We start from the raw sequence: 13,690 nt of genomic DNA, 5'->3' as shown, positions 1-13,690 counted from the left end.
AGCTTTCGTGCCTGATTATGGTTGTCGACGTGTTCACTGCTTCGAAGCGGCATGACGCCCGCGACGGGCCCACCCTTCCATGTCATGCCGCGCGAGCAACCTTCGCGCCCGACAATGTACCGGAACCGCGTCGATCCCGCGTCAGGACATTATTCTGAAGACGAAAAAAGACCGTGGTGGCCGACATACGCCAGCCACCACGGTCTCTCGACGGGATCCGTTTGTTGCGCCGCCGTAGCACCCCATGTAGCACCATGTGGCAGCGGCGCCGCGTTCGTCAGAAGGTTTCCCAGTCCTTGTCGCTGCCTGCCGCTGCCATCGCGGGCGCGCGCGGCGTTGGGGCGGGTGCTGCGAATGCGGCACTCTTCTCTGGCGCGACGCTTGCAGGCCGTACGGCGGCCACCGGCGCAGCCTTGCGGGCTGGCGTCGGCGCGGTTGCCGCGACCGGCCGGCGTGCCGGCGCCGTTGTCGGGTCAGCCGGACCATCGTCCAGATGAAACACAGAGACGGCCGTGCGCAGCTTGCCCGCCTGGTCTTCCAGCGATTGCGCTGCAGCAGCCGCTTCCTCGACGAGCGCCGCGTTCTGCTGCGTCACTTCGTCCATCTGCGTCACGGCGCGTGCGACCTGGTCGATGCCGCTGCTCTGCTCTTCCGAGGCGGCGGCGATTTCGCCCATGATGTCGGTCACGCGCTGCACTGCACCGATGATCTCGGTCATCGTGCGGCCGGCTTCGTCGACGAGCGCCGAGCCCGACTGCACGCGCTCCACGGACGTGTCGATCAGTTCCTTGATTTCCTTCGCCGCTGCCGACGAGCGTTGCGCGAGGCTGCGCACTTCGCCTGCCACGACGGCGAACCCGCGGCCTTCCTCGCCGGCACGCGCCGCTTCGACCGCCGCGTTCAGCGCAAGAATGTTGGTCTGGAACGCAATCCCTTCGATGATCGAGATGATGTCCGCGATTTTCGCCGAACTCTGGTTGATGTCGCCCATCGTGCCGACGACCTGCCCAACCACTGCACTACCCTTGTTCGCAATCTCCGACGCGTTGGCAGCCAGCGCGCTCGCCTGGCGGGCGTTGTCGGCGTTCTGCTTCACGGTGCCGGTCAGCTCTTCCATGCTCGACGCGGTTTCCTGCAGCGCCGAAGCCTGCTCTTCGGTACGCGAGGACAGGTCGATGTTGCCAGCCGCGATCTGGCGCGTCGCAGTGGCAATCGATTCGCTGCCCGAGCGCACCGAGCGCACGGTTTCAATCAGGCTGCGCTGCATCCGGCCGACGCCTTCGAGCAACTGCCCCATCTCGTCCCGCGAACGCACCACAACCGGGCGACGCAGATCGCCCGTGGCGATCGCGTCGAAGTGCTCGATGGCTTCGTTGAGCGGCCGGGCAATCGCGCCGCGCAGCGTAATGTACGAAAAGAACGCGGCCAGCAGTCCGGCGACGATTGCGACCGCTGTCACGATGCGAAATGTCGCGTAGTTCGATTGCGCGGTTTCGTAGCCGTCCTTTGCCTGTTCGAACTGGTACTTGCTGAGCGCCTCGTCCGCCGTCGACAGGTCGCTATGCGCTGCCTGTAGCTGCCTGGCCAGTTCGAGCACCTTGCCCTGGTCGCCAGCCGTCACGGTTGCCGCGAACGCGTCCGCAATCTGATAGACGGCTGCGCGCTTCGCGACAACGTCCTGCGTCAGGCGATCCTCTTCGGGCTCGCGCGGCAGGTCCATGTACCGCTTCCATGCCGCTTCCGATTTCGAGCGCATCAGACGGGCGCGTTCGAGTGTTGCGACCGCGTCCGGCGTGCCGATCTGGAATGCGGAGCGGTCGAGCGCGAGACGCTCCCGTGCGACGTAAAGTTCGGCGGCGACGATACTCTCGGCACTTGGCATTTCATTGGTGAAAGTGCCCCGATATGCATCGTTCGCCTCGTTCATTCCAAAGAGACCGAGCCCGCCAATTGCAATCAACAGTGCGGCGAGGAACGCCATCGTCAGACCGATGCGCGTTTTGATCGTGATGCCCTTGTTCAACATGCTTCTTCCCGTATTCCATCGGATGAAAACCGGCATGCGCAGAAGCCGAATGTCGCCGCGCACACGTTTGCTCCGGCGTAGAACCGGCGCTCTAAACCTGTTTACGGCACCCCTGATCAGGACTTGAAGTTTTTATATTGTCTGATTAATACAGCCGCGTACCCAGGGATAAATTACAAATACCCATCAGCTGGATTTTGACTGGTTAATCACCCGATTAATCAATGGATTAACCGTCGATTAACTGAACGGCATTTAAAAATGCCGTCCGTGGATACAAGGATAAATACCAGGATTAATGCGCCGGATTACCTGCGGCCTGATTATGGGGTCAGGCCGTCACTTCCGCGCGATGCGGAATCGAAGGCTGGGCGCCTTCGCGCGTAACCGAAAGCGCCGCTGCCTGCTGGGCGAAGCGGATCGCCTCATCGACCGGTGCACTGGCGGCGAGCTGTGCTGCGAGGCCGCCGATAAACGTGTCCCCGGCCGCCGTCGTGTCGACGGCTTTCACCTTCGGTGCGGCGTAATGGGCGGATTCACCGCTTTCCAGCGCGACGTGCACGCCCTGCGCACCCAGTGTCACCAGCACGTTGCGCGCGCCGGCCTTGCGCAATGCCGCCGCGGCCACGGCGGCTTCCTCGGGCGTGCCGACCGGCAGGCCGGTCAGGGTCGCAGCTTCGAGTTCGTTCGGAATCAGGTAATCGATGAGCGGAAGCCAGTCGGACGGCAGCGGACCGACCGCCGGCGCCGGATTCAGGATGACGGTCTTGCCCATGCGCCGCGCTGTCGCGAGCGCCGCCTTGACCGTCTCCGGAGGCGTTTCCAGCTGGCATACGACGACGTCCGCCGCCGCGAGCGCCGCTTCGTGACGCGCGATGCTGGCGGGCGTGACTTCGCCGTTGCTGCCGGCCACGATCACGATCGCGTTCTGGCTGCCGTCGTCGACGATGATGAGCGCGACGCCGGTGGATGTGGAATCGCTGGTTTCGAGCGCCGCGCAGTCGATGCCTTCGGCTTCGAGGCCGGCGCGCAGCTGCGCGCCGTTCGCGTCGGCGCCGACACAGCCGATCATCGCCACCTGCGCGCCGAGCCGCGCCGCGGCGACGGCCTGATTGCCGCCCTTGCCGCCCGCGACCTGCGCGAAGGCGTGTCCGGCGAGTGTTTCGCCGGGGCGCGGCAGACGCGGTGCGCGCGCGACGAGATCCATGTTCAGGCTGCCCATCACGGCAACCTTGCCGCGCGTCCCTTCTATTGCCACATCCTTCTCCTTCAGTCGTGCCCAGAACCGTGAGACAGCCCGTGTACCTGGACGTTGCCCGCGTGGCAGCCGGTCGCGGCGTGACGGCGCGATGCACCCATGAACGCCGAAGTCGACTCGCGGATGATCAGCCGCGGCGCGACGACGCGCCGGCGGGTGGGCGCGTCGCTCGGGCCCGTGATGCGTTCGAGGAGCGTCTGCGCGGCCATATCGCCGAGCGCGCGCACCGATTGTCCGACCGTCGACAGCGCCGGATACGTGAAACGCCCCAGCTCGATATCGTCGAAACCGATGATCGAGCAGTCGCGCGGCACGCTGATGCCGCGCTCGGCCGCGGCGCGCAGCGCGCCGATGCCCATCATGTCGTTGCCCGCGAAAATCGCGCTCGGCTGCACCGTATTGAACAGCTGGCTCGCTGCGCGATGGCCGCCCATCCCCGAAAAATCGCTTTCGACGATCGCGCCCGACGGAATTTCAATGCCGCGCTCGGTCATTGCGCGGATGAAACCGTGCACGCGCATGGCGCTCACCGCCGTATCGACGGGACCTGTAATGCAACCGACACGCGCATGCCCGAGTTCGAGCAGATGCCGCGTCGCCAGGTAGGCGCCCTTCTCGTGGTCGATCTGAACCAGATCGGCATTGAGGCCTTCGATGTTGCGATCGACGACGACGAGCGGCTCACGCGCATCGGCAAGACTCTGCGCGAGCACGGCGTCGTCGCCGGCCGACGCGATGATCAGCCCGTCGATCCGCTTTTCCTGCAGGACGCGCAGGTAATTGCGCTGCTTCGCGGGGTCGTCGTCGGAATTGCAGAAGAACACGCAGTAGCCGTTGCGCGCGCAACCGTCCTCGATTCCGCGCGCAAGCTCCGCGAAATACGGATTCGTGCTGTTCGGCACCACGAGACCGATGGTCGCCGTGGCGCGCGCCTTTAGCGAGCGCGCAACCGCTGACGGCACATAGTGAAGCTGGCTGATCGCGCGCTCGACCTTCGCGCGCACGTCGGCTGACACCGGCCGCGAATTGTTGACGACATGCGATACCGTCGTAAACGATACGCCGGCCACGGCCGCCACATCCTTGATCGTCGCCATAACCCGATTCTCTCCTGCTCGTTCTTGTTGCTAGCTGGTCTGTCACGCAATGCGTTCACGCATGCGCCGCCGGCTTTTTCAATCAATGACTGGCCCAGTTTCATTTTGCTTCCACTTCTACTGCGATTGCCGCTACTGCTATTGCAACGACCCCGACTGCAATCTTCGTTATGCCTTGCGCTTGCGCCGGCTGCGATACGTATCGAGCACGACTGCGACCACGATCACCGCCCCGGTGATGATGCGCTTGGTCGGCTCGTTCGCGCCGATCTGCGCGAGACCCGCTGCCAGCACCGAGATGATCAACACGCCAAAAAACGTGCTGATCACGGAGCCGCGCCCGCCCATCAGGCTCGTGCCGCCAATCACCACGGCCGCGATCACCTGCAGTTCAAGCCCGACGCCCGCGTTCGGATCGGCCGCTTCGAGCCGCGAAATCTGGAACAGCGCCGCCAGCCCCGACAGCGCGCCCATCAACGCGAACACGATGACCTTGTAGGGCCGCGGATTGACGCCCGCGAGCCGCACGGCTTCCTCATTGGTGCCGATGCCGACCAGATAGCGGCCGAACACGGTACGCGTCAGGACGAACTGGGCGACGATCATCACCGCCACCGCGATCAGGAACGCCGGCGAGATGCCGACGGCGATCGGGTTCGACAGAAAGTCGAAGGCGTCGCCGATGTAGGCGGTACGCGAATTCGTCATCTGGTACGCGAGGCCGCGCGCCGCTTCCAGCACGCCCAGCGACACGATAAACGACGGAATCCGCCAGCCGACCGTGACCGCCCCGGTGACCGCGCCCGTCAGCGCGGCGGCCGCGAGACCGATCAGCGCGGCGGGAAACGCGCCCCAGCCCCATTTCAGCGCGGCGACGCTCACGACCGACGCGCCGAGCGCCAGCACCGAGCCCACCGACAGATCGATGCCGGCGATGATCAGCACGAACGTCATGCCGACCGACATCACGACGAGGTCGGGAATCTGGTTGGCGATCGTGACAAACGTGTCGTAGGTCAGGAAATGCGCGCTCAGCACCGAGAACAACGCGATCATCGCCAGCAGCGCGCCGGCGAGACCCAGGTAATTTGAAAAGCCAGGACGCGTCCCGGCAGGCTTGCCGGCCGGCACCGGCGCCGACGGATCGTCCGGCGGCGCGGCGTCCGGCTGGTTCGTCAGGTTCGTCATCACGTACTCCCTGCTTCGTTCGTTACGGGCGCATGGAGCAGCGCCTCGCGACTCCGGTAACCGGCGAACGCCGCCGCGAGCAGCGCGTCCTGCGACCAGTCATCCCGGCTGAAAATCCCTGTCATCCGTCCCGCCGACATCACACCGATCCGGTCGCAGATCAGCATCAGCTCGCGCAGGTCGCTCGACACCACGACGAGCGCCCGGCCCTCGCGCGTGAGCGCCCCCATCAGGCCGTAGATATCGAACTTCGCGCCGACATCGATGCCGCGCGTCGGTTCGTCGAACAGCAGCACCCTGCAGTCGCGCGCCAGCCACCGGCCGATCACGACCTTCTGCTGGTTCCCGCCCGACAGTTCGCCCACCGGCTGCGCGGGTCCGGCGCTGCGAATCCGCATCGCCTGGATCTGCTTCATCGCGAGCGCGTTCTCGCGTCTCGCGTCGACCACGCCGTGACGCGCGACGGCGCCGATATTGCCGAGCGACACGTTGGCCGCGATCGGCAGCGGCAGCAGCAGGCCTTCGCCCTTGCGGTCCTCGGTGATGAGCGCGATGCCCTCGCGCACGGCGTCGGTCGGCGTCGCGATCTGCACCGGCACCGGCGCCGCGCCAGGCGTTGGCGCGAGCGATACCGTGCCACGATCCTTGACGTCCGCGCCGTAAATCAGCCGCATCAGTTCCGTGCGGCCGGCGCCGATCAGCCCGCTCACACCGAAAATCTCGCCGGCGCATACTTCGAACGACACGTCGCGCACGACGTCGCCGCGGCCCATGCCTTCGACCTTCAGCAGCGGCGCGCCAATATTGCGCACGCCCAGGTCGATGCGCTCGCCGATCTCGCGGCCCACCATCAACGTGACGATCTGATCGCTCGTCAGGTTCGCCATCCGGTCCGCATGCACCAGCCTGCCGTCGCGCAGGATCGCGATCTGTTCCGCGACGCGCGCCAGTTCCTCGAGCCGGTGCGAGATATAGACCAACGCGACGCCGCGCGCTTTCAGCCGGCCGATCTGCTCGAACAGCAGGTCGACTTCCCGCGAGGTCAGCATCGCGGTCGGCTCGTCGAGAATCAGCACCCGGCAGTCGCCGATCAGGTTGCGCGCGATCTCGACCATCTGCTGATGCCCGATGCCGAGTTCGCCGACGAGCGTGTCCGGATCGATCGCGTCGAGCCCGACCTGCGCCATGGCTTCGCGCGCGTCTTCGCGCAGCTTGCGGCGGTCGATCCAGCCGAGCCGCAACGGCCCGCTTTGCGGCAGGCGGTTCAGAAACAGGTTTTCCGCCACCGACAGTGTCGGCAGCAGGTTCAGCTCCTGCATGACCATCCGCACGCCGAGCGCTTCCGCCGCGCTGCGGCTGGCGGGCGCATACGCGCTGCCGCCGAGGCGCATCGTACCGGTCGTCGGATCGACCAGTCCGCCGATGATCTTTGACAGCGTGCTCTTGCCCGCACCGTTTTCACCCGTGAGCGCCAGCACCTCGCCTGCATGCAGGTCGAGGTCGACGTCGGCGAGCACCGGTTCGACATACGTCTTGCCGATGCCGGTGACGGATAAAATGGCCGGCTGTGCTTCCTGAGCAGTCAGATCCATCGCATTCCTGTTCTTGCAGCGTCCACACGGGCTTTCGCGCAATCCCTGCCGCGAGCCAGCCCGTGGCCGACTGCCTGTGTCATGGTGGCCGGTCTTCCGGCCGTGCAGGCTGCCCCGGGCCGGGTTTGGCGCATGCCTCGGGCGCAACCCCGTTCGCGTGATCTAACCATACCGTGCCCATTCCGGCATGCATGGGTACGTGTGGTGCCGGAGGCTGCCGCCATGACGTCTATCTGTGCAATAACGGCGGCAGCGCGTCTTTCTTGAGCGCCCGTTGAAAAGCAGCGAACCGGCGCGCGCGGGAGCGGCACCGGCTCACGGTTCTGCGGGACAGATGCCGTCGCCGCCTGCTGCGGGTTACTTCGTGACGAGGTCGACCGGCGTTTCAACCACGCCCGACAGCTCCGACTGCTTCTTGTGCTCGTTGAGCGCCTTCAACGCGGTATCGATACCGAACACGGCCTGCTTGGCGGCGTACTGGTCGGCGGTGGCGAGCACGCGGCCGTCCTTCAGCATCGGCCTGATCGCGTTGATGTTGTCATAGCCAACCACGTAGACCTTGCCCTGCTTGCCCGCCGCACGCACCGCCGACACGGCGCCAATCGCCATGTTGTCGTTGCCGGCCAGCAGCGCCTTGACGTTCGGATGCTCGCTCAGCATGGCTGATGCGACCGCATTGCCCTTGTCGATTTCCCATTCGCCCGACTGCACGGACACGACCTTCGCGCCGACTGTCTGCATCGCGTCCTTGAAGCCCGCGGTACGTTGCTGCGCGTTGGTGGTCGTCGATACGCCTTCGAGGATCGCGACTTCATCGCCCGACTTCAGCTTCTTCGCCAGATAGTCGCCGACCTTCTGCGCGCCCTTGCGGTTATCCGGGCCGACGAACGGCACGTTGAGATCCTTCGACTTCAGCACGTCCGGATCGAGCCGGTTGTCGATGTTCACGACGATGATGCCGGCATCGACGGCTTTCTTCACGACCGGCACGAGCGCCTTCGAATCAGCCGGTGCCAGGACGATTGCGTCGACCTTCGACACGATCATCTGCTCGACGATGCGGATCTGGTTCGCGGTATCGGTTTCGTCCTTGATCCCGTTCGTGATCAGGTCGAAGTTGTTGGGATTGTGTTTCTGGTAGTCCTTCGCGCCGGTTTCCATGGTGAGGAAGAACTCGTTGGCGAGGGACTTCATGACAAGCGCGACCTTCGGCTTGTGGGCGGCCTGCGCATAAGCGCTCGACATGGGCAGAACGGCAGCAGCGGTGAGCACGACAGTGGCCGCCAGGACGCGGCGACGAATGCGGTGGTTCATGCGTATCTCCAGTTGTTGGCTCCGTGCGAGCCGTATTTTTGATTGTGCGCAAACGTTTGCGGGGCCTATTCTCGACGCAGCCTGTCGGATATGTCAACGGCAGGCAGTGCTGCAGCGCACACGTTGTTATACGGCTCGTGCGGCAGGGACAACGCTGCGTGGCCTGTGTGGTGTGCCGCGTGGCTACGTTCTGGCAAGGTCTCTCGCTCGGTCCGGCGTCAGGGTGCTTCTCCTCCGGCGCACGTTTCCACGCCGGCGGGCCGCTTATGCTGGCCTTTTATTGCGCGCGCTGCAAGCGGGGAGAACGCGGTGATGCTGCGCGCCTTCGGGGGCGCCTGCAGGAGCGGGACGATTTCGTTATGATCAACGCTCCCTCTTCGCCGATCGGGACGGATTGCGTCATGTTCGGAATCATCCAGTTTCCACTGTTCCTTGTTGCCGTCACCGCGCTCAACCTGACGCCCGGTCCGGACATCGCGTACGTGGCAGGCCAGAGCATCGCGCAGGGCCGGCGTGCCGGAATCCTTTCGGCGCTGGGTGTGTCGCTCGGCGGCTGCGCGCATACCGTCGCGTGCGCGGTGGGGCTCACCGCGCTCATTGCCGCTTCGCCCGGCGCGTTCAATGCAATCAAGTGGCTCGGCGCGGCTTACCTGATGTGGCTCGGTCTGCGCATGCTGTGGCCGGGCGCCGCTGCTGCTGACAGCGACGGCGCGCAGGTTGCGCCCCGGCTGTCGCGCCGTACGTTGCTCTTTCGCGGCTTCGTGACGAATGCGTCGAATCCGAAAGTGCTGCTCTTCTATATTGCGTTCTTCCCGCAGTTTGTCGCCAGCGACAGCGCGCACAAGACCGCCGCTTTTCTCGTGCTGGGCGCGGTGTTCGTCACGCTGGGGCTTGTCAACGACTGCGTCGTCGCATGGCTCGCCGCGCGGGCCGCGCGCGCGGTGCGCTCGCAACCGCTCGTGCGCCGCTGGATCGACCGGGTGATCGGCGCCGGCTTCATCGGTCTCGGCGTGCGGCTCGCCCTCACCCGGCGCTGACGCCGACATCGCAGTGCGTTCGGGTACTGCGCTGCCGGTACAGCGAGCCGCCCGCGCTCACAGCCAGTTGGCTTTCTTGAACCGCCAGTACAGGAATCCGTCGAGTATCGCCATCACCGCGATACACACTGGATACCCGTATTGCCAGTGCAGCTCGGGAATCTGCTGGAAATTCATCCCGTAGATCCCGGCGATCATGGTGGGCACCGCGAACAGCGCGGCAAACGAGCCGAGGCGCTTGGTCACCTCGTTCTCGGCGAGCGAGATCATGCCGAGATTGACCTGTACGGCGGTGACGATGATGTCGCGACGGCCTTCGATGGTGCGCACGATCCGGTCGAGGTGATCGTAGACGTCGCGGAAATACGCCTGCATGCCCTGACAGATTGCCGGAATACGCCCGCCCGTCAGCTGCCCGATGCCTTCGAGCAACGGCGCGATGTGATGTTCGAGCTGCACAAGGCGGCGCTTTAGCGCATACAGGTCCTCGATGATCGCGCGCGATGCGGCGAGACTGTGCTTGCCGAAAATACGGTCTTCGATCTCTTCGATTTCGGCGCCGATGCTTTCGAGAATCGGAAAGTAGCGATCGACGATGTTGTCGGCGAGCGCGTAGAGCACGAAGGCCGAACCTTCCTTGAGCAGCTTCGGTTCGCGTTCGCAGCGCGCGCGCACTTCCTGAAAGCCGTGCTGGGTCCGGTTACGCACCGAGAGCACGTAGTTCGGACCGACGAACACGTCCACTTCGCCGATCAGCAGTTCACCTTCGTCGTCCATTTCGATCGTGTGCATCACCGCGAACAGCGAGTCGCCGTATTCCTCGATTTTCGGGCGCTGATGGCCGTTGCGGACGTCCTCGACCGCCAGTTCGTGCAGGCCGAACTCGTGCTTCATCACGTCGAGTTCGCCAGGCCCCGGGTCTTTCAACGCAACCCAGACGAAGCATTCGGGCTTGGCCACATAAACGCTGATGTCGTCGATCTCGATGTCGGCCAGTTTGCGGCCGTCCTGGTATGCAGCGCAGTTGATCAGCATCGTGTCGTTACCTTGATAACAGCGGCGGACAGGCCGCGGCCGCATGGGCGCGCAGCGTGTCCGGGTACGGTGAAGGGAGCGGCCATCATGTTACGGATTCTTCGTGCGGAATGGGCATCGAAATTTCCTCACGCCGGTTATCGGCTCGCGGGCTCACTTCGGCACACGGTGCAGCTCGATGCGGTGTTCCGCGTTGAACGTGACACTCGCATGATTCGTGTAGTGTCCGGTGACCATGAACTGCATCTCGATGACGGGATCGAATTGCGTCGACACGGCAATCCGGTGCATGCCGGGGCTGAGATAGAAGATCACCCGCTCGCCATTCATCAGGTCGGTGACCTGCTCGCCGTCGACATACACGAGCGCATCGCGAAAGCGGATCACGACGTCGCCCGAACGCTCGCGCCGGACGTCGACCGCGATCTTGCCGGCTTCTGGTTCCGTGTAGCCAGGCTTGACGATGCGGGCGACCGGCACGTCCTTGTATGGCACGGGTCCGGCAGGCTCCGACGCGCAGCCTGTCAGGGCGGCGAAGCACACCACGAGCGCCGCGCCCGCGGCAAATTTCCCTGCAACCGGCAAACGCAACGGCATGTCGGTCCCCCCTTGTCTTCGTTTCGCGGTCTGCTAATTGCAAGCTGCCATGAGTGTAGCGCCTGTTGTGCGCCGTCCGATCGACGTCCATGATACCTGCGGGGCCTGTGCTGCAGGCAGGCAAGCCGCGCAACCCCGGGGGGCGGGAGCGGCCGCGTCTGGCCCCTTGCGCGGCCCCGGCTTTCTGGTCATGATCGCTGCATGCCTGCCGACGCGGCGCGAGCGTCGTGTAAGGCAGCCCTGCACCGACCGCACCAATTTGCATGGGACCCGGGTAAGTGCTTTGCATTGGACCGGAGTAACGCGCTGTCGGGCTGGAGCAAGCGCTAAAGCGCCCACTCCCGCCGACACATGAACGCCGGTCGACAGCTAAAGTGTCAACCCGGATCGACAGGAGACTGCGATGTGGTATTTCACCTGGATTCTCGGCATCGGCGTTGCGTTGGGCTTTGGGATCATCAACGTGATGTGGCTGGAGGCGAACGGCACGTTCGCGCGTGACAGCGACAGCAGCAGTGGCGGCAGCAAGGACGCGACCGGCCTGGATCCGCGCCTGTGACGCATCTGGTTTTTTTCTGCGGCCACGCGGGCACCGGCAAGACGACGCTCGCGAAACGCCTGATCCGGCCGCTGGCGCAGGCCACAGGCGTCGCCTTCTGCCTGCTCGACAAGGACACGCTTTACGGTGGCTATAGCGCAGCCGCGATCGGCGCGCTGACCGGCGATCCGAACGACCGCGACAGTCCGCTCTTTCTGCAGCATCTGCGCGACCCCGAGTACCGGGGGCTCATCGATACCGCTTGTGAAAATCTGGAACAGGGAATCAGCGCGCTCGTGATCGGGCCGCTGACGCGCGAAATTCGCGACCGGCGTCTGTTCGACCGTGCGTGGCTGGGTGTGACGAACAATGTCCAGATTCGCGTCGTATGGGTCTATACATCGGAAGAGACGGCGCACCAGCGCATCCTCGCGCGCAACAACCCGAACGACGCGTACAAGCTCGCGCACTGGGACGAATACCGGCAACGCCGTTTCGTCCCGAATGCGGACCTGTCGAAAGAACTGCTGATGTTCGACAACACGGCGCCGCAGCGCGCCGATTACGACGCGCTGCTCGCGCGCATCGTCGGCGCGCCTTCGGCTGGCGAGCCGGATGTGATCCTGCCGCCCGTGCCGGTCTGAACTGCGTCAGCGGCCGGCACGCGGCATGGCGTGAACCGCCTGAACCGCCTACACGGTCGCCGTCGATTCGTGCAGCGCCTGACCTTCGTAGAGTTGCCCGAACCGGTTGCCGAGAAAGTCGCGCAGCGACACCTGCTCCTGGCGGATAAAGCCCTTTTGCGGCAGCTTCTGCTCGCGGAACAGATCGAGCACCGCGCACATCGCACCCGCAGTCGTGATCTCGATCGCGCTCATCGGCACGCCGCATACGGTCTTCGCGAAGATCTTGCGCGTGAAGACCTCCTGCACCAGCTGGCCGTCGCGCGTGCCCGTTACGGTGATGAAGATCAGCACGACGTCCTGCGCCGTTGCCGGCACCGAACGGCGCATGATCGTCTTGAGCGTGTCGCGGTCGGTTGCGAGGCGCAGATCTTCGAGCAGGAACTGCATCAGGTCGCGGTGGCCCGGATAACGCACCGACTTGTAGTCGAGCGTTTCGACGCGGCCCGACAGCGTTTCGCACAGCGTGCCGAGGCCGCCCGATGTGTTGAACGCTTCGTATTCGGTGCCGTCGAGCGAGAAATGCTCGAGACCTTCGAGCGGCTGGACCCATTGCGTGCGGCTGTCGCGGATCGCCTCGCACGGCTGGCAATACTCGTTGATCAGGCCGTCGACGCTCCACGTCAGGTTGTACTTGAGCGCGTTGGTCGGGAACTCGGGCAGCGCGCCGACGCGCATCTTGACGTCGCGGATTTCCGTGAAGCGGTTGGCCAGTTCGTGCGCCGCGATGCCGATGAAGCCCGGCGCGAGGCCGCATTGCGGCATGAACGCGTGATCGGAGTCGTCGGCGATCGCGCGGATCGCGTGCGTGGCGCGCACGTCTTCGGTCAGGTCGAAATAATGGACGCCCGCCCCCTTCGCCGCAGCCGCGACGTTCACGGCGAGGTAGTACGGCAGCGCGTTGACGAGCGCATCGAAGCCCTGCACGGCGGCGCGCAGTGCGGCGGCATCGCCGGAATCGACGCGGCGGGTCGGGATGCCCTGCTCGGCGAGCTTGTCGAGCGCCTGCTGCTCGCGATCGAACGCGACGACTTCGTAGTCGCCGGTTTCACGCAGCATGTGAGCAATGGTGTGACCGATAAGCCCTGCGCCAACGATGGCAACTTTCATGCGCTTCTCCTTGTTCTGTGTGTGAATTCCGCTTTCGGCCGAAGGCTGCAAAGGGGCGCTGCAACTGAAGCAGCACGCCATGCGCCGAACCGTTGCGACACAGTTTATGGAGAGGCCAGTACGAAAAACAGATGCAAAATGCTGCGTTATGACGGACGGTTTCGTCTAAATGACGAAAAAATAATTCGATTCGACGAAAACACGTTAAAACGGTG

General features: G+C 64.6%; 11 protein-coding genes and 1 pseudogene. 3 read left to right on the top strand and 9 right to left on the bottom strand.

Annotated features, from left to right (window positions below):
- Positions 1 to 277 precede the first annotated feature (277 nt).
- The 6 genes and pseudogenes from LPA36_RS25600 to LPA36_RS25575 all read right to left on the bottom strand — a co-directional run bounded on the left by LPA36_RS25600 (position 278) and on the right by LPA36_RS25575 (position 8,475).
- Entirely contained in the window at positions 278 to 2,026 is a 1,749-nt protein-coding gene (locus LPA36_RS25600; protein ID WP_228882902.1) for a methyl-accepting chemotaxis protein, read from the bottom strand.
- Between the two features lie 331 nt (positions 2,027 to 2,357).
- Positions 2,358 to 3,248 (bottom strand): ribokinase, encoded by an 891-nt coding sequence (gene rbsK / locus LPA36_RS25595; protein WP_407674336.1) that lies wholly within the window; start codon positions 3,246 to 3,248, stop codon positions 2,358 to 2,360.
- 134 nt (positions 3,249 to 3,382) lie between these two features.
- Positions 3,383 to 4,381: pseudogene (locus LPA36_RS25590) on the bottom strand (LacI family DNA-binding transcriptional regulator); the annotation flags it as partial.
- A 168-nt stretch (positions 4,382 to 4,549) separates the two neighbouring features.
- Positions 4,550 to 5,569 carry an ABC transporter permease gene (locus tag LPA36_RS25585; protein ID WP_228882898.1) on the bottom strand — a complete coding sequence of 340 codons (1,020 nt, stop codon included), beginning with the start codon at positions 5,567 to 5,569 and terminating at the stop codon, positions 4,550 to 4,552.
- Entirely contained in the window at positions 5,569 to 7,161 is a 1,593-nt protein-coding gene (locus tag LPA36_RS25580; protein ID WP_228882896.1) for a sugar ABC transporter ATP-binding protein, read from the bottom strand. Before LPA36_RS25580 ends, LPA36_RS25585 begins: the two co-directional genes overlap by 1 nt.
- Before the next feature lie 357 nt (positions 7,162 to 7,518).
- Positions 7,519 to 8,475, bottom strand: coding sequence for a sugar ABC transporter substrate-binding protein (locus LPA36_RS25575; protein ID WP_228882894.1), 957 nt, complete (start codon positions 8,473 to 8,475; stop codon positions 7,519 to 7,521).
- Positions 8,476 to 8,876: 401 nt separating this feature from the next.
- Between LPA36_RS25575 and LPA36_RS25570 the strand changes: the two genes are divergently transcribed.
- A complete protein-coding gene (locus LPA36_RS25570) occupies positions 8,877 to 9,512 on the top strand; it encodes a LysE family translocator (protein WP_228882893.1) in 636 nt (211 codons plus the stop codon).
- Between the two features lie 57 nt (positions 9,513 to 9,569).
- Here the strand turns inward: LPA36_RS25570 and corA are convergent, their stop codons facing one another.
- Together corA and LPA36_RS25560 are read right to left on the bottom strand one after the other, a co-directional pair.
- Entirely contained in the window at positions 9,570 to 10,547 is a 978-nt protein-coding gene (gene corA / locus LPA36_RS25565; RefSeq protein ID WP_228882891.1) for a magnesium/cobalt transporter CorA, read from the bottom strand.
- Between the two features lie 153 nt (positions 10,548 to 10,700).
- Entirely contained in the window at positions 10,701 to 11,144 is a 444-nt protein-coding gene (locus LPA36_RS25560) for a hypothetical protein (RefSeq protein WP_228882890.1), read from the bottom strand.
- A gap of 403 nt (positions 11,145 to 11,547) precedes the next feature.
- Between LPA36_RS25560 and cydX the strand changes: the two genes are divergently transcribed.
- Positions 11,548 to 11,703 (top strand): cytochrome bd-I oxidase subunit CydX, encoded by a 156-nt coding sequence (gene cydX / locus LPA36_RS25555; protein ID WP_228882888.1) that lies wholly within the window; start codon positions 11,548 to 11,550, stop codon positions 11,701 to 11,703.
- Entirely contained in the window at positions 11,700 to 12,326 is a 627-nt protein-coding gene (locus LPA36_RS25550; protein ID WP_228882887.1) for an AAA family ATPase, read from the top strand. Before cydX ends, LPA36_RS25550 begins: the two co-directional genes overlap by 4 nt.
- 48 nt (positions 12,327 to 12,374) lie before the next feature.
- Here the strand turns inward: LPA36_RS25550 and LPA36_RS25545 are convergent, their stop codons facing one another.
- On the bottom strand, positions 12,375 to 13,475 hold the full coding sequence (locus LPA36_RS25545) for a saccharopine dehydrogenase family protein (protein ID WP_228882885.1): 1,101 nt from the start codon (positions 13,473 to 13,475) through the stop codon (positions 12,375 to 12,377).
- Positions 13,476 to 13,690: the final 215 nt, after the last annotated feature.

Source organism: Paraburkholderia saeva, assembly GCF_907164555.1.
Taxonomy (GTDB): domain Bacteria; phylum Pseudomonadota; class Gammaproteobacteria; order Burkholderiales; family Burkholderiaceae; genus Paraburkholderia; species Paraburkholderia saeva.
The sequence above is the reverse complement of the archived record's forward strand: the minus strand, read 5'-3'. Positions and strand labels throughout refer to the sequence as shown.

What these genes read in the sequence shown, in the direction of transcription:
- LPA36_RS25600 (WP_228882902.1), bottom strand. Translation starts at nt 2,026, where the DNA reads ATGTTGAACAAGGGCATCACGATCAAAACGCGCATCGGTCTGACGATG.
- rbsK (WP_407674336.1), bottom strand. Translation starts at nt 3,248, where the DNA reads ATGGGCAGCCTGAACATGGATCTCGTCGCGCGCGCACCGCGTCTGCCG.
- LPA36_RS25585 (WP_228882898.1), bottom strand. Translation starts at nt 5,569, where the DNA reads ATGACGAACCTGACGAACCAGCCGGACGCCGCGCCGCCGGACGATCCG.
- LPA36_RS25580 (WP_228882896.1), bottom strand. Translation starts at nt 7,161, where the DNA reads ATGGATCTGACTGCTCAGGAAGCACAGCCGGCCATTTTATCCGTCACC.
- LPA36_RS25575 (WP_228882894.1), bottom strand. Translation starts at nt 8,475, where the DNA reads ATGAACCACCGCATTCGTCGCCGCGTCCTGGCGGCCACTGTCGTGCTC.
- LPA36_RS25570 (WP_228882893.1), top strand. Translation starts at nt 8,877, where the DNA reads ATGTTCGGAATCATCCAGTTTCCACTGTTCCTTGTTGCCGTCACCGCG.
- corA (WP_228882891.1), bottom strand. Translation starts at nt 10,547, where the DNA reads ATGCTGATCAACTGCGCTGCATACCAGGACGGCCGCAAACTGGCCGAC.
- LPA36_RS25560 (WP_228882890.1), bottom strand. Translation starts at nt 11,144, where the DNA reads ATGCCGTTGCGTTTGCCGGTTGCAGGGAAATTTGCCGCGGGCGCGGCG.
- cydX (WP_228882888.1), top strand. Translation starts at nt 11,548, where the DNA reads ATGTGGTATTTCACCTGGATTCTCGGCATCGGCGTTGCGTTGGGCTTT.
- LPA36_RS25545 (WP_228882885.1), bottom strand. Translation starts at nt 13,475, where the DNA reads ATGAAAGTTGCCATCGTTGGCGCAGGGCTTATCGGTCACACCATTGCT.